We start from the raw sequence: 16,947 nt of genomic DNA on the forward strand, positions 1-16,947 counted from the left end.
GTCGCCACCGTCCGGGAGCACCGGCCGGACGTCGTCCTGCTCGACATCCGGATGCCGGACGTGGACGGGCTCAGCGTGCTGCGGGAGCTGGTCGCGCTGCCCTCGCCCCCGGCGGTGGCGATGCTGACCACCTTCGACACGGACGAGTACATCCTGACCGCACTGAACTCCGGGGCCGCCGGCTTCCTGCTCAAGGACACCGAGCCCGAACACCTCGCCCCGCAGGTGCGCACGCTCGCGGCGGGCGGGGTCGTCCTGTCGCCGAAGGCGTCGCGGAGCCTGCTGCGCGGCCACCCCGGCAGCGAACCGGCCGTGGTGGACGAGGAGGCCGCGCGGGTCGACCGGCTCACCGACCGGGAACGGGAGGTGCTGGTGCTGGTCGCCGAGGGGCTGTCCAACGCCGACATCGGGGCTCGGATCCACCTGGGAACGGGCACCGTGAAGGACCACGTCAGCGCGATCCTCACCAAGCTGCGGGTCGGCGGGCGGGTGCAGGCCGCGCTGCTCGCCCAGCGCGCGGGGCTGCTGGCCGACGGCCCGGACCGGAGCGGGAGCGAGCGGCGGCACCCGTAGCGGGCGGGGCGGTCGCGCCCCCGCTCACTCGTGGTGCGCGTCGGCCGCCGGCCGACGGGTCACGCCGCCCTCGGTGGCCCCGGAGGCCGCGGCCGGGTTCTCCTCGTCCCTGCGGGCCCGCGGCTTGCCGCGCAGAGCGCGGGCGATGGCCATCGACCCGCCGCCGTGCAACAGGATGCTGCCGAGCACGACGAGGACCATGGCGTCGAGGGCGCTGTTGGCGCCCGGTCCGTCCGGGAGGGCGTTGAAGGCGAGCAGGCCGAACACGATCGAGGTGGTACCGCGCGGTCCGAGCGCGCCGACCATCAGCCGCTCGCGCCGGCTGAACCGGGAGCCGAGGAAGGACAGCAGGACCGGCACGATCCGCTGCGTCGCGCTGGCACTGCGTCGCAGGTTCCCCCTCGCTGTCCTGCTGCTCACCCTGCCGATCGCCTTCACCCAGGACGACATCGCGCTCGCCCCCCTCGTGGCGCTGTTCACCCTGGCCGAGCGCTCCCGCAACCGCCGACTGCTCGCGCTCTGCGCCCTCGGCACCGCGCTCGCCAGCATCATCCCCTGGTCGCTCGGCGGTCCGTTCGAGGTCAGCCGCACCTTCACCCTGGTCACCTTCGTCTACAGCCTGGCCACCGCGGCCGCCGCCGTCCTGTTCGGGCAACTCGTCCAGACCCGCCGCGACCTGGAACGGCAGATGATCGAGACCGAAGAGGCCAGGGAACACGAACGGATCCTGCACGCTCAGACCGTCCTGGCCCGCGAACGCGCCCAACTCGCCCGCGAGATGCACGACGTGGTCTCCCACCAGGTCAGCCTGATCGCCGTACGCGCCGGGGCGCTCCAGGTCTCCACCAAGGACGCCGACGCCAAGGACGCCGCCCGCACCATCCGCTCCCTGAGCGTCACCACGCTCGACGAACTGCGCACCATGGTCAGACTGCTGCGCGCCTCCGGCGGCCGCGACACCGAACTGACCCCCCAGCCGACCCTGGCCGACCTGCACCGGCTCGTGGACTCCAGCGGCATCGAAACCCGGCTGACCGGCGAACTGCCACCCGCCCTCGGCGCACCCGCCCAGCGGGCCGTCTACCGGACCGTCCAGGAGGCGCTGACCAACGCCCGCAAGCACGCCCCCGGCGCCACCGCCACCGTCGAACTCTGGCACGACGGCACCGACGTCGGAGTGACCGTCACCAACAGCGCACCCACCCGGCCGTCCCTGCCGCTCCCCGGCTCCCAGCAAGGCCTGATCGGCCTGCGCGAACGAGCCGAGATCCTGCACGGCACCCTCGATTCCGGCCCCACCAGCGACGGCGGCTACCGGGTCCGCCTGCGCATCCCCCTCACCACCGACGGCGGCTGAGCCCACCGGTCATCCGCCGGGTGCGAACCGGTCCGGACCTCGACGGCACCGCGTCGGGCACGGCGGGCTCAGCGGACGGTGACCGGCAGGGTGTCGAAACCGCGCAGGACGAGGCGGTCCCGCCGGGTGGGCACGCCCCCGGGCGCGAGCCGGAGGAAGCGGTCGAGCAGGGCCGGCACCGCGACCTCGGCCTCCAGCCGGGCCAGCTGGGAGCCGAGGCAGAAGTGCGACCCGCCGCCGAAGCTGAGCGGCCGGCTGTCCGTCCGGCACGGGTCGAAGAGCTCCGGGCGGTGGTAGCGGGCCGGATCGTGGTTGGCGGCGGCCAGCAGGACCAGCACCACCGTGCCGGGCGGCGTCGGCACACCGGCCACGTCGAGCCCCTCGGCGGTCGCGACCCGGGTGGTGAGCTGGACCGGCGAGTCGTAGCGCAGCACCTCGTCGGTGAAGCGCGCCGGGTCGAGGGCCCCGGTGCGCAGCCCCTCCATCGCCTGCGGGTACCGGAAGAGCAGGGCGAGCCCGTTGCCGAGCAGATTGGTGGTGGTCTCGAAGCCGGCCACCAGCAGCAGCACCAGGTTGGCCAGCAGCTCACGGCCGGAGATCCGCTCCGGGGCGTCGGCGGCGATCCTGGCGAGGTCGCTGACCAGGTCGTCCTTCGGGCGGGCCAGCCGCTCGGCGACGAGCGCGGTGAAGTAGCCGGAGAGCTCGTCGGCGGCGGCGTCGGCGTCGGCCAGCTCGGCGAGGTCCTGGACCAGCTCCAGGGCGACGGTCAAGTCCCCCGCGAGGCCGCGGAAGCGGTGGCGGTCCGGCTCCGGGACGCCGAGCAGCTCGCAGATCACCTCGACCGGCAGGCGGAACGCGAAGGTGTCCATGAAGTCGACCGGCGAACCGTCCCCGCCCTGCTCCGCCATCCGGTCGAGCAGTCGGCCGGCCGAGGCCGCGACCGCCGGCCGCAGCGCGGCCACCCGGCGGGCGTTGAAGGCCGAGGCGATCAGCGAGCGGACCCGGGTGTGGTCGGGCCCGTTCCGCTGCAGGATCGAGCGGCCGAGCAGGGTCACCGACGAGTGCCGGGCCAGGTCGGCGTCCATCTCGCTCAACCGCTCGAACTCCTCCGGTCCGAAGGCGGGGTTGCGCAGCACCTGGTCGGCCGCGGCGTGGCCGATCGCCAGGACGGTGCCGGGACCGGCCGGAGCGGCGGCGCCGAGCTCGTGCGCCCGCGCGTACAGCGGGTACGGGTCCGCGATGCCCCTGTCTGCTGTGAGCTGCTCGATGATCGACGCGCCGTCCACCCGGTGCTCCCCTCCCGCGACCCGCTCCCGAGACCGCGCTCCCGAGGTCTCGCTGCCGGTTGATAAACCGCCGGCGGACGGACGTGGTTCCCGCGTGCCCGGGTTCACCCGATCGGGGATGGGCGGTCGGTACCCTGTCGGCATGGAGATCTGGATCAACCCCCGCTGCGGGAAGTGCCGTACGGCACTGGGCGCGCTGGAAGCCGTCGGCGCGAAATACACCGTGCGGCGCTACCTGGAGGACCCGCCGACCGCCGCAGAGCTGGAGCAGGTCCTGGAGCGGCTGGCGCTGGAGCCGTGGGACATCACCCGGCTCGACGAGCAGGCCGCCAAGGACCTGGGCATGAAGCGCTGGACCAGGGAGCCGGAGGACCGGGCGCGCTGGATCGCGGCGATGGCCGACCACCCGATCCTGATCCAGCGCCCGATCATCACCGCGGACGACGGCCACGCCGTCGTGGCCCGCACCCCCGACGTCCTCAAGTCCGTCCTGCCGTAGCCCCGGCGGCGGCAGTCCGGTCAGTGCCGCTGGATCCGCCGCACCGGCTCCCCCGGGCGCCAGGACGTGATCCACAGGTGGTCCTCGCCCACGGTGGTGTGCACCACCTGCTCCACCTCCAGCCGGAACGCCTGGAACGGGCCGGGCGGCGGCTCCGGCAGATCCGCGGCGTAGGCGGCCAGCTCGTTCTCGTCGGTGATCTCGACGGCCCGGCCGGACAGCTTGGAGTCCCCGCCCGCCAAGGTCTCGTCGCTCGGGTTGCTGTGCAGCGCGAAGCGGGCGTCCCGCTGGAGGTCGCGCGCCTTCGCCGCGCCGTGCATCGACCCGAGCGTCAGATCGGCGCCGAGGAAGTTCACCTCGATACCGCTCACCCGGGGTGAACCGTCCCTGCGCAGCGTCGCCAGGACGTGGTGCTTGTTCGCCTCGAAGCGGGCCCGAACGGCGGACGCCAGCTCCGGTGCCTCGTGCTCGAAATCCTGCCAGGTAGCCATGGCGCCAGTCTGGCACCGGGCACCGACGGCCGGCCTCCGCCGGCCTCCGGCCGGGTGGCCGGCCCTTGGGTGGCCAGTGCTCGGGCGGCCGGCCCTTGGGTGGCCGGTGCTCGTGGTGCCCCGGTGCTTGTCGGTGCCCGGTGCCAGACTGGGCGGGTGACCACCACGACCAGGTACATCGCGTTCCTGCGGGCCGTCAACGTCGGTGGCCGGACGGTGAAGATGGAGCGGCTGCGCGCCCTCTTCGCCGAACTGGGCCTCGCCGACGTGCGCTCGTACATCCAGAGCGGCAACGTCTTCTTCGACAGCGAGGAGCCGGACCGCGCCGCGCTCACCCTGCGCATCGAGGAGCACCTGGCCGAGGCGCTCGGCTACCCCGTCCCGGTGATGCTGCGCACCGTCGACGAGGTGGCGGCGGTGCTCGCCGCCGAGCCCTTCGCGGGCATCGAGGCCACCCCGGACGTCCGCCTGGTGGTCGAGTTCCTCTCCGAGCCGCTGCCGGCGGACTTCCCGATCCCGTACACCTCGCCCAAGGGCGACTACGAGGTGATCGGCGCCGACGCGGGCACCGCCTACGTGGTGATACACCTCCAGGACGGCAAGTGGCGGGCCGGCAGCAAGCTCTTCGGTCCGTCCTACCGGGGCTCGGCCACGGCCCGCTTCCTGCACACCACCGCCAAGATCCTGGCCGCCGCCGAGAAGGCCTGACCCGGACCGGAGCCCCCCCGGAGCGGGCGTGCAACGGACCGGGGCACTCGGCAATCTGGACACGTGGGGGCGGGTGAGCCGACAATCGGGCCATGACGTCTCCTGAGATCCGGACGCACGTGGTCCGGCCGTCCGAGGCCGAGCGGGAGCAGGCGCTCGGGGTGCTGCGGGAGGGTGCGGGCAGCGGCCGGCTGTCCCACGACACCTTCCTCGGGCGAATGGAGCTCGTGCTGCACGCCAACAGCCGGGCGGAGCTCGACGAGGCGATGGCCGACCTGCCGGCCGGCAATCCGGTCGGGCGCTTCCTGCTGCGGACGGTGGGTCAGCTCTCGGCCTTCGGCGTGCGGTTGCGCGGGGCGTGGCGGATCGAGCGACTGCCCGGGCTGAGCCTGCCGCACCCGGCGGCACGGCAGTTGACGATCGGCCGGGTCCCCGGCTCCGGGCTGCGGTTGCACGATGCCTCGGTGTCCCGCCACCACGCCGAGCTGCGGCGGGAGGGCGAGGACTGGGTGCTGTACGACCTGGGCTCGACCAACGGCACGCATGTGAACGGCCGACGGGTCGCGGGCGGCGTCCGCGTCCGCCCCGGCGACCAGGTCCGCTTCGGCAACCTGGAGTTCCGGCTCGCCTCGGGCTGAGCCCGCCGAGCGGGGCGCCTCGCGCGCCGCGGCAGGCCCGCGCACACCTCGGATCCGCTGCCGGCGCCGGTGATCAGGATGCGCTCGGCGGCCGGCAGACGGGTGATCAGGGGCGCTTCGGGAGGCGAGGACACCGGGGGCGTCAGCACCGGGGGTGGGCGGCGGCTCTGTCAGTGGTCGGTGCGAGGATGCGGGCATGAACCAGGAGACCGAGCTCAGCTTCGAGGTGCGGCGCGAGGCCGAGGAGCGTGCCCGCGAGTTGATCCGCTGCGGTTTCCAGGAGCCGGACGAGATAGCCGAGTCCCTGGTCGACGAGTTCGAAGACCAGGGGCTGGAACCCGAGGACGCCGAGGAGATCGTCGCCCCGCTCTGGCAGGAGCGGCTGGCCGAGCAGGCCTCGTGGCCGGAGACGACGGACGTGGACCGGCTGGAGGAGGCCTTCGACGCGCTGGAGGAGCAGGGCGTCATCGCGGCGATGGACTTCACCTGTTGCGCCAACTGCGGCTACGCGGAGATCGGTGGCGAGGCCGACAAGGACTCGCGCGGCTTCGTCTTCTTCCACCAGCAGGACACCGAGGGAGCGGCCGCCGGGCTCGGGCTGATGCTGCGCTACGGCGGGTTCCGGGCCGACGGGGAGACCGAGGAGGCGGCGGAGCACAGGACGGTGGAGATCGGCCGCGCGGTGGTCGCGGCGCTGGAGGCGGCCGGCCTGCCGGTGGAGTGGGACGGGTCGCCGCAGAAGGCGATCTGCGTGACACCGCTGACCTGGCTCAACCGCCTGCCGGAGTAGCGTTCGCGGGCCGGAAATGGCGGGACCGGCCGGACCAGCCCTGGACCGGCATATGCCACGCGCGTAGATCAAGGGCCCGCGAAAGCCCGGCACTCACTCGGCGGAGCCGTCCGGGGCGTCGGCGGGACCCCAGATCAGACCGGTGCAGCGCTGGTAGGTCGCGTGCCAGTGCGGCCAGTTGCGGGCCACGTCGTCGTCGCAGTCGGCCAGCAGGCGCTCGACCACCGCGGGCTCGACACCGTCCAGCAGCCAGGCGAGCGCGTCGGCGGTGCCCGGGCCGTCGGCGGAGCGCAGCAGGTCCAGCAGCTCCGGCAGGCTGCCGACCCGCGAGGTCTCCGCGAACACCCGCTCCATCCGGGGCAGCAGCTGACGCTCCTCGATCCGCAGGTGGGTCTCCAGCCGGGCCGCCAGGTCGTCCATGGCGTAGGCGACCGGCCAGGCGCTGCCCGCGTCCCGGCTGGCGATCCGGACCAGGGTGGTGACCCGGGTGAAGGAGTGGTCCAGGTTGTGGTGGTCGGCCTCCAACCAGTTGAGCAGCAGGCGCAGCTCGGGCGCGAAACGGCGCACGATCGGCCAGATCCGGGTGTCCTGCTGCTCGTGATGGCAGGTCAGCATCGCGGTGACGAAGGTCCAGTGCCGCAGCAGCGCCTCGCCCTTCTCGTCCTCGCCGGGCTGGAGCAGCCGCAGCGCGTTGGGCAGCCGGGCGAGGTCGCGGCGGAGGGCGTCGTGCACCAGTCGCAGCCCGGCGAACCGGACGGCTTGCGGCTCCTCGTCGGCGGCCCGCTGACGCTCGGAGCCCGCCCGGGCGGGCACGGAGGGGGACGCTACGGACAGCAGATGGCTCGGCATGGCACTCTCTTCACGACTTGGCACGACGGGCTTGCTCGGCATGGCACGACCGGCTTCACGACCGGCTCGACGGGCAGCACTGGCGGAATGCGGTCCCACCACAGTGGCCGTAGTCGATCAGAGGCGAATCAATGTCCGATTGACGCGCAGGTCAGGGGCCTGGTGCGGGGCTCGGCGACCCCGGCCGGTGCCGCCGGCCGGGGGTGCGCGCGACCGTGGCGGGCCGCTCCCGCGAGGTGGCGAGGATGCCGCCCGGCGGCCGGCGGGCGCACGCGACAGGCAGGGCCGGGGCGGGGCGGGGCGGAGAAGGCCGAGCCGAGACGGGCCGGAGCGGAGAGGGGCGGAGCAGTGGGTGCGTACGCACCACCGGCGGCAGCGAGCGGCGCGGCTCGCGCGCGGGAGCGGCACCGGACGCGTCCACGGTGCCGCGGCAAGGGCCCGTCGGCCGGTCGGCGTGGCGCCGGCCGCCCGACGGGCCCGGCCGGGAGTCAGTCGCTCTGCGGCCCCGCGAGGTTCCTGGTCAGCCACTGGAGCGTGTCCGGGATCATCTTCTTGAAGTCGCTGGTGAGGTGCTTGCCGCCGGCCTGCTCGTAGTACTCGACGGAGAGCGGCGGGGCGGCCTTGGCGACCCACGCCTTGACCAGCTTCATCTCGAACGCGTTGGCACCGCCCGCCGTGGCGAGCAGCTTCACGTCGGCCTTGCCCTGGGCGACCATCAACTCGGGGCTGTTGGCCTGCCGCTCCGCCTCGTGGCCCTTCCAGAGCGGCGAGTCCGGGTTGAAGTAGCCGTCGATCGGGACGGCGGCCTTGAACGTGTCCGGGTGCTGGAGCGCCAGCTTGGCACTGCAGAACGCGCCGGTGGACGCACCCATCAGCCCCCAGCCGTCCCGGCCCTTCACCGTCCGGTAGTTGGCGCGGACGAAGTCGGGGATGTCCTCGGCCATCCAGGTGCCCATCTTGGGCTGGCCCGGAATGTCGGCACACTCCAGGGCCTTGGCCTCGTTGGAGTCGAGGTTCTGCACCGGCATGATCATGATGAACGGGTGCGCCTTGCCGGACTTCGCCAGGTCGGCGTCGATCTCCTGGATCGGCAGCTGGTTGTCGGTCCAGGTGTTGTACCCGGCGCTCTGGCCGCCCGCGTAGAGGGTGAGCACGGGGAAGCCGGTCCGGGCGAACTTCGGGTCGTTGTACTCGGGCGGCAGCCAGACCCAGACCTTGCCGGAGACACCCGACTTGGGCCCGTTCAGCGTGGTCACCAGGATCTGGCCGGCCGCGGTGTCCCGGGCCTTGGTGAAGCTCGCGGCCGGGCCGGTGGGCATGAGCACCTTGCCGGACGGACTCTGGGCCGGGGCCGCCGGGGTGCCGTCGGCGGCCTTCGGGGTACCGGGCGCGGCGGTACCGCTCGCCGTTCCGCTGCTCCCGGCACCCTTGACGGTGTCCCCCTTGCCGCTGGCGTCCGTACTGCCGCAGGCCGCCAGCGAGGCGGCCAGCGTGAAGGCGGCGGCGCCGGTCAGGGCGGCGCGGATGCGGGTGGACTGCGGCTGCACGGTGAGGACTCTCCGACCGATGTCGCGCCCGCTCCGTCGGGAGCCGGGCGGCGGCCCCCGGGTGGGGCCTGACAGACCCGGGGTGCGATGTCGCGGTACGCCCGGGCGGCGGCGCGCCGTCCCTCGCGGGAGCACGCCGTCCTGCGATCTTATGACGTGGCCTCGGGTGGCCCGGTTGCGCTACAGCCTGCGTCGATCCAATGTTTGACCCCGATCGGGTAAAGGCCGACGGACGGCTCCGCTGATCGGCGGGGGCGCTCCCCCCGCCGTCCGGCGGGGGAGCCCTCCACAGCCGGCGGTGCGTCGGACGGGTCGGGGTTTGGGTGCTTCCACCAGTGACTCGGGGCCCCGGATCGGGAACGATCGGCACACCCGCCGTCGACCGACGAGCCGCCCGAAGACCGCCCCACGAGCCGCCCGAAGACCACCCGAGGAGTAGCGCCATGTCGCAGCAGATCGCCGTCGTCACCGGAGCCGGCAGCGGGGTGGGGCGCGCCGTGGCCGTGGAGCTGGCCGCCGCCGGGTGGCGGCCGGTGCTCGCCGGACGGCGGGAGGAGCCGCTGCGCGCGACGGCCGGGCTCTGCGCCGCGGCCGCGCCGGGCGGCGACGCGGCGGCCGTGGTGCCGACCGACGTCACCGACCCGGCGGCGGTGGACGCGCTCTTCGCGGCGGCCGCCGAGCGGTTCGGCCGGGTCGACCTGCTGTTCAACAACGCCGGTACGTTCGGCGCCCCGGCCGTGGTGGACGAGTTGGACATCGCCGAATGGCGGGCCGTGGTGGACCTCAACCTGACCGGCGCCTTCCTCTGCGCGCGGGCCGCGTTCCGGCAGATGCGGGCCCAGGACCCGCAGGGCGGCCGGATCATCAACAACGGCTCGATCTCCGCGCACGTGCCCCGGCCGCAGTCCATCGCGTACACGGCGACCAAGCACGCCGTCACCGGGCTGACCAAGTCGCTGTCGCTGGACGGGCGTCCGTACCGGATCGCCTGCGGGCAGATCGACATCGGCAACGCGGCGACCGAGATGACGGCGGCGATGAGCATCGGGGTGCGGCAGGCGGACGGGCGGATCGCCGTGGAGCCGACCATGGACGTCGCGGACGTGGCCCGCACCGTGCGGCACATGGCGGAGCTGCCGCTGGAGGCCAATGTGCAGTTCGCCACGGTGATGGCGACCACCATGCCGTACATCGGGCGGGGCTGACCGGGCCCGGGCCGTCCGGCGGGCGGCGCGACGGGCGCGGACCGGCCGCTACTCGTCGTGGGAGTGGCGGTAGCGCCGCCGGCCGCCGGCCTCGTCCAGCCGGTAGACGCTGGTGGTCGGCCAGTACTCGCCGGCCTCGGCGGCGGGCAGTTCGGCCCGCAGCACCATCCGCAGCGAGGGCGGCGGGGCCACGGCGTTGACCCGCTTGCGGTGACCGTCCCAGCGGCCGCCGCAGAGCTCGACGTCGAGGACGGCGGGGGTGGTTCTCATCCCGTGATGCTGACAGGGTTCACCCGTTGAGGTGGGTCGAACCCCGGCGGGCGGCGGCCGTCGCGGTGGATCAGCTGCGCCAGGTGTCGTTCAGGACCACGCCGCCCGAAGCCGGCACCGTGGCCGTGCGGTTGGCGCCGGACTCCCAGGTCACGGCCCCGGAGGCGTCCTTGCGGACGTACTTGTACTCGAACGCCGTCCCGGCCGGCATCGCCACGTCCAGCTTCCAGACCGGGTAGGCGGCCGAGGAGAGCAGCAGCGCCCTCGCCGGGTCCCAGGCGCCGAGCGCCGCGGTGTTGCCGACCACGAAGATGTTCTGCCCGGGGACGGTGGTCGCGTTGACCGCGAAGGACGCGCCGCCGCTCACCGGCGTGCCGCCGCCGGCGACGCCGGGAGCGCCCACGTACAGCGCCACCGCGTCGCCCGCGCCGACGGTGGCGGTGAACCGGCCGTCCGAACCGACGGTGTAGGACGGACCGGAGCAGCCGCCCTGGGCCGGGTCACCGTGCTGGACGTCGCAGTAGGAACCGGCCGGCAGCGAGGTCTGGAAGGTCTGGGTGACCGGGCCCGTCTCGCGGTTGATCGCCACGAAGCCCTTGCCGCCGCGCCCGAAGGCGATCGCATTGTTGCCGTTGGACCACCAGTTGGTGATCCCGGTACCCGCCACCGCGTTGCGGAAGCCCACCATGTTGGCGACCTGCCGCCAGGCGTGGGTGCAGTTCCAGCCGTCGCTGTAGCAGGCGTTGACGGTGCCGCCGTTGGGCGGGCCGTCGTCGTGGCCGGAGAAGGCGTAGCCGGAGTAGACGTTGGGCGAGCCGTAGGGGTTGGCCAGCATGAAGACGTTGGCCAGGGTGTAGGCGGAGCCGTCCTTGTAGGTCAGCGTGGAGCCGTTGCGCTCGGTGTCCCAGTTGTCGACGAAGGTGCGGGCCTTGTCGCTCGGCAGCAGTCCGGAGCCCCAGCCGCCGAGGTCGGCGATCCGGCCGCCCTGGAAGGCGCTCTTCAGCCAGGTGCCGGAGCGGAACTCGTCGACGTCGCCGGTGCCGGTGTACTCGGTGGGCTGGATCGGCTCGCCCGCACCGTAGATGACCTCCTGCACCCAGTAGGCGTTGGGGTTGGCGGTCTTCGCCTTGATCGCGGCGAGGTCGGCGGCGGCGATGTGCTTGGCCGCGTCGATGCGGTAGCCGTCGACGCCGAGCGAGGCCAGGTCGTTCAGGTAACCGGCGACGGTCTGCTGGACGTAGCCGCTGCCGGTGTTCAGGTCGGAGAGGTTGACCAGTTCGCAGTTCTGCACGTTCGAACGGTCACCGTAGTTGCTGATCGCGGTGCGGCAGGAGTGGAAGTCCTGGTCCTGGTAGTACCCGGGGTAGGTGTACTTGGTGTACGCGGTGCCGCCGGTGCCGATCCCGGAGCCGGCCGACATGTGGTTGATCACCGAGTCGGCGATCACCTTGACGCCCGCCGCGTGGCAGGTGTCGATCATGCTCTTGAAGGACGCCCGGTCGCCGAGGCGCCCGGCTATCTTGTAGCTCACCGGCTGGTAGGACGTCCACCACTGGCCGCCCTGGATGTGCTCCTGGGGCGGCGAGACCTCGACGAAGCCGTAGCCCTTCGGGCCGAGGGTGTCGGTGCAGGCCTTGGCGACGGAGTCGAAGCGCCACTCGAAGAGCGTGGCGGTGACGTCCTTGCCGTTGCCCGGCGGGGTGGCCTGGGCGGTGGGGGCGGCGCCGAACGCCGCGGTGAGCGAGAGCGCGAGCGCCGCCGAGGCGGCGAGCGCGCCGGCCGTCCGGGCAGGCCGGCGGGCGGGGGCGGTGGTGACCACGATGTCTCCTGGGGGCTGGGGTGGGGCAGCCTGGGGTACCGCTCGTGAAAGATTGCTGAAACTTGCTGGAAACTTGCAGCGCTGAACCTAAGGTCGCAGTGAGAGCCCGTCAAGGCCTTGGAAGCAACGTTTCTGCAGCTCCGAAAGCTCGCGTGCGACCTTCCCGTCGCCGAGGCATGGCGAATGCGGCAGCGGACGACGGGATCCGGCCACCCGTAGGTACACGGCGGGCGACGGGCAGCGGCCCGGCGCACGGCGGACAGCGGGCCGCTGGCAGCAGGCAGCGGCCGGCCGGCACTTCCAGGCCGCCTGTCCGATGTGCGGCGACTCGCACGGGGCCCAGGGCGCCGGGCCGACCGGGCTCGGCCCGGTCGGCCCGGCGGCGGACGCGGTGCTGTGGATGCGCGCTACGACAACGGCCGGCCGACCGACCCGAGCCTGGCCGGCGGCCGGTCACGGCACTCCCGGCCCCGGCCCCGGCCTCCCCCGGGCAGCGCCCGGCCGGGCCTCGGAACTACACGGTGTCCGGCCCGCGTTCACCCGTGCGGACCCGGACGACGGTCTCCACCGGCACCGCCCAGACCTTGCCGTCGCCGATCTTCCCGGTCCGGGCGGCACGGACGATCTCCTCCATCACCTGCTCGGCGTCGGCGTCCTCGACCACCACCTCGATCCGGGCCTTGGGCACCAGGTCGATCCGGTACTCGGCGCCCCGGTAGACCTCGGTGTGCCCGTGCTGGCGCCCGTACCCGCTGGCCTCGGTGACGGTCAGTCCGTGCACACCGATGGCCTGCAGGGCGTTCTTGACCTCGTCCAGCTTGAACGGCTTGACGATCGCGGTGATCAGCTTCATGCGGCGGGGGTCCTGTCGGACGAGTGCGTGAGCACGGTGGTGGCGTGGGCGGTCGTACCGTGGCCCAGGACGCCGTGATCGTACGCGGTCTCGGCGTGCACGGCGAGGTCCAGGCCGGTGAGTTCGTGTTCCTCGGTGGCGCGAAAGCCCATCACCCGGTCGATCGCCCGCCCGATCCCGTACGTCATGGCGAAGGCGTACGCCGCGACGGCGGCCACCGCGACCAGTTGCCTGCCGAGCTGGCCGAGGCCGCCGCCGTGCAGCAGGCCGACCGGGCCGCCGGTCATCGCCGCGCTGGCGAAGAGGCCGATCAGCGCGGTGCCGATGACGCCGGCCACGAAGTGCACACCGACCACGTCCAGCGAGTCGTCGAAGCCGAAGCGGAACTTCCAGCTGACGGCGTAGGAGCAGACCACGCCCGCCGCCAGCCCGATCACCAGCGCGCCGACCAGGTCGACGCTGCCGCAGGAGGGGGTGATGGCGACCAGGCCGGCCACCGCCCCGGAGGCGGCGCCCAGCGTGGTGGCGTGGCCGTCCCGGCGCTTCTCGACCAGCAGCCAGCCGAGCAGCCCGGTGCAGCCGGCCGCCTGGGTGTTGAGCAGGGCGGACGCGGCCAGGCCGTTGGCGCCCAGCGCCGAGCCCGCGTTGAAGCCGAACCAGCCGAACCAGAGCAGGCCCGCGCCGAGCAGCACCAGGGGCAGGCTGTGCGGGCGCATCGCCTCCTTGCGGAAGCCGATCCGGGGGCCGAGCAGCAGGGCCAGGGCCAGGCCGCTGGCCCCGCAGTTGACCTCGACCACGGTGCCGCCGGCGAAGTCGAGCGCGCCGAGCCTCGACAGGATCCAGCCGCCGGGCGCGAACACCCAGTGCGCCACCGGGACGTAGACCAGCAGCGTCCAGACGGCGGTGAAGGCGACCCAGGAGCCGAACCGCGCGCGGTCGGCGATGGCGCCGCTGATCAGCGCGGCGGTGATGATCGCGAAGGTCAGCTGGAAGGTGGCGAACAGCACGGTGGGGACGTGGCCGGTGAGCGAGGCGGGGGTGATTCCGGCCATCCCGAGGTGGTCCGGGCCACCGATCAGGCCCCAACCGCCGACGTCCGGGCCGAACGCGAGCGAGTAGCCGGCCAGCAGCCAGACCACGGTGACCACGGCGATGGAGACGAAGCTCATCATGATCATGTTGAGCACGCTCTTGGTGCGGACCATGCCGCCGTAGAACAGCGCGAGGCCGGGGGTCATCAGCAGGACGAGAGCGGTGCTGGCCAGCAGCCAGGCGGTGTCACCGGTGTCGAGGCCGGGCGACGAGTCAGCCAGGAACATAGGGGCGTGCCTTCCCACGGGCCCGCGCCAGGGTGGAGCGCGGGTCGGTTGGGAGAGTGTCGCGAGGGCGGATTTCTGGTTGCGGACGGACACGTTTCGCCCGTGTTTCGTGTTGCCCGCCGGTTGCCCCGCAGTTGCCGGCCGGTTTCCGGAAGCTCACGCACCCGCGCTCGCCGGCCGGTCCGTGCCCCGGCCACCGACCACCGACCCGGCCGCGCCGCACGGACGCACGGACGCAGGGACGCACGGATGCCCGCACGCACCGACGCAGGGCCCGGCAGCCGTGGCTACCGGGCCCTGCTCCCTGTCCTACCTGGTTCTACCGAGCTCTACCGACCGCCGGAGCGGGTCGGGTCAGCTGGTGGCGATCGAGGTGTCGTCGATCACGAAGCTCGTCTGCAGCGAGGCGTCCTCGGTGCCGGCGAACTTCAGGGTGACCGTCTGGCCCGCGTAGGACGAGAGGTCGAAGGTGCGCAGCTGGTAGCCGGCCGCCGCGTCCGCGTTGGAGTAGGTCTTCAGCGCGGTGCCGTTGGCGGTGACCGTCAGCTTGTCGTACACCGTGGTGCCGGTCTCGGCGGTGTCGATGTGCAGGTAGAAGCTGAGCGAGGCCTTGCAGCCGGCCGGGATGGTCACCGTCTGCGAGAGGCTGTCCGAGTGGGCGGAGCCGTAGCCGTTCAGCCAGGACTTCCACGAACCGCTGTGCGCGGCCTGCGAGGCGCTGTTGTCGACGACCCCGCTGGTGGCGGTCCACGGCGCGGCGCTGCCGGTCTCGAAGCCGGCGTTGCCGAGCAGCTGCGCCGGGGTGCAGGTGCTGGTGCCGTCGGTGACGGTCCAGGTGAAGCTCGCGGTACCGGTCTTGGCGGCCGAGTCCTTGGCCGTGACGGTCACACTGGACGTGCCGACGGTGGTCGGGGTGCCGCTGATCAGGCCGGTCGAGGCGTTGATCGACAGGCCGGCCGGCAGGCCGGTGGCCGAGTAGGTCAGCGGAGCGGTGCCGCCGTTGGCCTTGATGCTCAGGCTGACCGCGGTGCCGACCTTGGTGCTCTGGTTGCCCGGGCTGGTGACGGTGACGCCACCCGGGTTGGTGGGCACGGTGCCGACGTTGACGCCCGCCCAGGCGGTGCCGACCGCGAGGAGCTCGGCGCTGCCCGCGCCGTAGAGGTCGGTGGCCGCCTTCTCCGTCGCGGTGCGCGCCGCGGCGTAGTTGGTGGTGGAGGTCATGTACGTGGTGAGGGCCTTGTACCAGATGGCCGCGGCCTTGTCCCGGCCGATGCCGGTGACGGCGATGTTGTTCTGGGTCGGCGAGTTGTAGCTGACGCCGTTGATGACCTTCGCGCCGCTGCCCTCGGCCAGCAGGTAGAAGAAGTGGTTGGCGACGCCCGAGGAGTAGTGGACGTCCTTGTTGCCGACGGTGGAGGACCAGTAGTCGGCGGAGCCGCCGTCCTTGGACGGCTTGTCCATGTAGCGCAGCGGGGTGCCGTTCCCGTTGATGTCGATCAACTCACCGATGAGGTAGTCGGGGTTGTCGGTCGGGATGTTGGCGTAGAACTCGACCATGGTGCCGAAGATGTCCGAGGTGGCCTCGTTGAGGCCGCCGGACTCACCCGAGTAGGTGAGGTTGGCCGTGGCGGAGGTGACGCCGTGGCTCATCTCGTGGCCCGCGACGTCGAGCTCGGTCAGCGGGTGGGTGTTGCTGGCGCCGTCGCCGTAGGTCATGCAGAAGCACTCGTCGTCCCAGAAGGCGTTGACGTAGTTCTGGCCGTAGTGGACGCGGCTGTAGGCGCCGGCACCGTCGTTGCGGATGCCGTTGCGGCCGAAGGTGTTCTTGTAGTAGTCCCAGGTGGCCGAGACGCCGAAGTGGGCGTCGACCGCGGCGGACTCGCTGTTGGCGGCCGTGCCGTCGCCCCAGCTGTCGCTGGACTTGGTGTACAGGGTGCCGGTGCCGGTGGTCCCGTGGTTCAGGTTGGTGGTGTACATCCCACCGCGGGCGCCGTCCTTCATCTGGTACGACGAACCCGAGAGCGTCGTGCCGATGGTGACGTTGCCGACGAACACGCCCTTGCCGGTGCCGGTCTTGACGCCCTCGAACTTCTGGATGACCTGGCCGGAGGTCGCGTCGGTGACCACGTGCAGCTTGCTCGGGGTGCCGTCCTCCTCGGTGGAGGAGACGACCGTCTCCCAGGCCAGCCGCGGGCTGTTGTCGGCGGCCCAGACCACCAGGCGGGGCGCGTTCTCCAGCGAGGCGCCGGACTCGGCGGCGAGCGCGGCCGACTGCGCGGCCGGCGCGGCCAGCTTCGGCGTGGTGTTCACACCGGTCAGCGAGGCGTCCGCGGCCTTGGTCACACCCTGGGTGGCGCCGGTTGCGTCCTGGTGGACGATCAGGTCGCCGCCGAGCACCGGAAGTCCGGCGTAGGTGCGCTCGTAGCGCAGGTGGCGGGCGCCGTTCGCGTCCTGGACGACGTCCTTGGTGACCAGCTTCTCCTCGCCGCCGAGGCCGAGGGCCTGGGCGAGAGTGGTGGTCTGCTGGGTCGCGGAGGCGATCAGCTGGGCGCGGCTCGTCTGCTGGGCCGCGACGGCAGCCGGCGCGTCCGGGGTGGCGGCCTGCGCGATGACGGGGATACCGGTCACCAGCAGCGCGGTGGTGGCGGCCATGACGACCGCTGCCTTCCGAGCCTGGGTGTAACGGGACATGCGGACTCCTTTTCCGACCGACGCGGGGTGCGCGTGCGGTGGAGAGAACCTG

The 16,947-nt window shown here is 72.7% G+C and carries 17 protein-coding genes; 7 read left to right on the forward strand and 10 right to left on the reverse strand.

What is annotated here, in order from left to right:
• On the forward strand, nt 1-573 hold a 573-nt coding region (locus tag AB0J08_RS35930), incomplete at its 5' end, for a response regulator transcription factor (protein ID WP_360642503.1).
• 24 nt (nt 574-597) lie between these two features.
• Here AB0J08_RS35930 and AB0J08_RS35935 read toward each other — a convergent pair.
• Nucleotides 598-840 carry a hypothetical protein gene (locus AB0J08_RS35935; RefSeq protein ID WP_360642505.1) on the reverse strand — a complete coding sequence of 81 codons (243 nt, stop codon included), beginning with the start codon at nt 838-840 and terminating at the stop codon, nt 598-600.
• Between the two features lie 55 nt (nt 841-895).
• Here AB0J08_RS35935 and AB0J08_RS35940 point away from each other — a divergent pair, with 55 nt between their 5' ends.
• Nucleotides 896-1,930, forward strand: a complete 1,035-nt coding sequence (locus tag AB0J08_RS35940; protein WP_360642537.1) for a histidine kinase — start codon at nt 896-898, stop codon at nt 1,928-1,930.
• Nucleotides 1,931-1,998: 68 nt separating this feature from the next.
• Here the strand turns inward: AB0J08_RS35940 and AB0J08_RS35945 are convergent, their stop codons facing one another.
• Nucleotides 1,999-3,216: a cytochrome P450 gene (locus AB0J08_RS35945; RefSeq protein ID WP_360642507.1), complete on the reverse strand. Its 1,218-nt coding sequence runs from the start codon at nt 3,214-3,216 to the stop codon at nt 1,999-2,001.
• A gap of 142 nt (nt 3,217-3,358) precedes the next feature.
• On the opposite strand from AB0J08_RS35945, the gene AB0J08_RS35950 reads away from it, so the two are divergent.
• On the forward strand, nt 3,359-3,715 hold the full coding sequence (locus tag AB0J08_RS35950) for an ArsC/Spx/MgsR family protein (RefSeq protein ID WP_360642509.1): 357 nt from the start codon (nt 3,359-3,361) through the stop codon (nt 3,713-3,715).
• A 20-nt stretch (nt 3,716-3,735) separates the two neighbouring features.
• Here the strand turns inward: AB0J08_RS35950 and AB0J08_RS35955 are convergent, their stop codons facing one another.
• Nucleotides 3,736-4,206, reverse strand: a complete 471-nt coding sequence (locus AB0J08_RS35955; protein ID WP_360642511.1) for a pyridoxamine 5'-phosphate oxidase family protein — start codon at nt 4,204-4,206, stop codon at nt 3,736-3,738.
• Between the two features lie 156 nt (nt 4,207-4,362).
• On the opposite strand from AB0J08_RS35955, the gene AB0J08_RS35960 reads away from it, so the two are divergent.
• From AB0J08_RS35960 to AB0J08_RS35970, 3 genes are all read left to right on the forward strand, one after another.
• The gene (locus tag AB0J08_RS35960; protein WP_360642513.1) at nt 4,363-4,914 is read left to right on the forward strand and encodes a DUF1697 domain-containing protein; all 552 of its coding nucleotides are present in this window, start codon (nt 4,363-4,365) and stop codon (nt 4,912-4,914) included.
• A 92-nt stretch (nt 4,915-5,006) separates the two neighbouring features.
• Nucleotides 5,007-5,552, forward strand: a complete 546-nt coding sequence (locus tag AB0J08_RS35965; RefSeq protein ID WP_360642515.1) for a DUF1707 and FHA domain-containing protein — start codon at nt 5,007-5,009, stop codon at nt 5,550-5,552.
• A gap of 196 nt (nt 5,553-5,748) precedes the next feature.
• Complete coding sequence (locus AB0J08_RS35970; RefSeq protein WP_360642517.1) at nt 5,749-6,342, forward strand: hypothetical protein; 594 nt, start codon at nt 5,749-5,751, stop codon at nt 6,340-6,342.
• A gap of 93 nt (nt 6,343-6,435) precedes the next feature.
• Here AB0J08_RS35970 and AB0J08_RS35975 read toward each other — a convergent pair whose 3' ends face one another.
• Both AB0J08_RS35975 and AB0J08_RS35980 read right to left on the reverse strand, forming a co-directional pair.
• Nucleotides 6,436-7,191 (reverse strand): hemerythrin domain-containing protein, encoded by a 756-nt coding sequence (locus AB0J08_RS35975; RefSeq protein ID WP_360642519.1) that lies wholly within the window; start codon nt 7,189-7,191, stop codon nt 6,436-6,438.
• Nucleotides 7,192-7,679: 488 nt separating this feature from the next.
• Entirely contained in the window at nt 7,680-8,738 is a 1,059-nt protein-coding gene (locus AB0J08_RS35980) for an alpha/beta hydrolase-fold protein (protein WP_360642521.1), read from the reverse strand.
• Between the two features lie 443 nt (nt 8,739-9,181).
• On the opposite strand from AB0J08_RS35980, the gene AB0J08_RS35985 reads away from it, so the two are divergent.
• The gene (locus AB0J08_RS35985) at nt 9,182-9,943 is read left to right on the forward strand and encodes an SDR family oxidoreductase (protein WP_360642523.1); all 762 of its coding nucleotides are present in this window, start codon (nt 9,182-9,184) and stop codon (nt 9,941-9,943) included.
• 48 nt (nt 9,944-9,991) lie between these two features.
• On the opposite strand, the gene AB0J08_RS35990 is transcribed toward AB0J08_RS35985, so the two are convergent.
• The 5 genes from AB0J08_RS35990 to AB0J08_RS36010 all read right to left on the reverse strand — a co-directional run bounded on the left by AB0J08_RS35990 (nt 9,992) and on the right by AB0J08_RS36010 (nt 16,895).
• Entirely contained in the window at nt 9,992-10,213 is a 222-nt protein-coding gene (locus tag AB0J08_RS35990; protein ID WP_360642524.1) for a hypothetical protein, read from the reverse strand.
• 70 nt (nt 10,214-10,283) lie between these two features.
• The gene (locus AB0J08_RS35995; protein WP_360642539.1) at nt 10,284-12,035 is read right to left on the reverse strand and encodes a carbohydrate-binding module family 20 domain-containing protein; all 1,752 of its coding nucleotides are present in this window, start codon (nt 12,033-12,035) and stop codon (nt 10,284-10,286) included.
• A 511-nt stretch (nt 12,036-12,546) separates the two neighbouring features.
• Entirely contained in the window at nt 12,547-12,885 is a 339-nt protein-coding gene (locus tag AB0J08_RS36000; RefSeq protein ID WP_360642526.1) for a P-II family nitrogen regulator, read from the reverse strand.
• A complete protein-coding gene (locus AB0J08_RS36005; RefSeq protein WP_360642528.1) occupies nt 12,882-14,204 on the reverse strand; it encodes an ammonium transporter in 1,323 nt (440 codons plus the stop codon). Before AB0J08_RS36005 ends, AB0J08_RS36000 begins: the two co-directional genes overlap by 4 nt.
• A gap of 354 nt (nt 14,205-14,558) precedes the next feature.
• The gene (locus tag AB0J08_RS36010; protein WP_360642530.1) at nt 14,559-16,895 is read right to left on the reverse strand and encodes a M4 family metallopeptidase; all 2,337 of its coding nucleotides are present in this window, start codon (nt 16,893-16,895) and stop codon (nt 14,559-14,561) included.
• Nucleotides 16,896-16,947: the final 52 nt, after the last annotated feature.

Origin of the sequence: Kitasatospora sp. NPDC050463, from assembly GCF_040655255.1 — a bacterium.
Lineage (GTDB): Bacteria > Actinomycetota > Actinomycetes > Streptomycetales > Streptomycetaceae > Kitasatospora.

Coding starts and splice junctions, on each gene's coding strand:
- AB0J08_RS35950 (WP_360642509.1), top strand. CDS start 3,359: ATGGAGATCTGGATCAACCCCCGCTGCGGGAAGTGCCGTACGGCACTG.
- AB0J08_RS35955 (WP_360642511.1), bottom strand. CDS start 4,206: ATGGCTACCTGGCAGGATTTCGAGCACGAGGCACCGGAGCTGGCGTCC.
- AB0J08_RS35965 (WP_360642515.1), top strand. CDS start 5,007: ATGACGTCTCCTGAGATCCGGACGCACGTGGTCCGGCCGTCCGAGGCC.
- AB0J08_RS35970 (WP_360642517.1), top strand. CDS start 5,749: ATGAACCAGGAGACCGAGCTCAGCTTCGAGGTGCGGCGCGAGGCCGAG.
- AB0J08_RS35975 (WP_360642519.1), bottom strand. CDS start 7,191: ATGCCGAGCCATCTGCTGTCCGTAGCGTCCCCCTCCGTGCCCGCCCGG.
- AB0J08_RS35985 (WP_360642523.1), top strand. CDS start 9,182: ATGTCGCAGCAGATCGCCGTCGTCACCGGAGCCGGCAGCGGGGTGGGG.
- AB0J08_RS35990 (WP_360642524.1), bottom strand. CDS start 10,213: ATGAGAACCACCCCCGCCGTCCTCGACGTCGAGCTCTGCGGCGGCCGC.
- AB0J08_RS36000 (WP_360642526.1), bottom strand. CDS start 12,885: ATGAAGCTGATCACCGCGATCGTCAAGCCGTTCAAGCTGGACGAGGTC.
- AB0J08_RS36005 (WP_360642528.1), bottom strand. CDS start 14,204: ATGTTCCTGGCTGACTCGTCGCCCGGCCTCGACACCGGTGACACCGCC.
- AB0J08_RS36010 (WP_360642530.1), bottom strand. CDS start 16,895: ATGTCCCGTTACACCCAGGCTCGGAAGGCAGCGGTCGTCATGGCCGCC.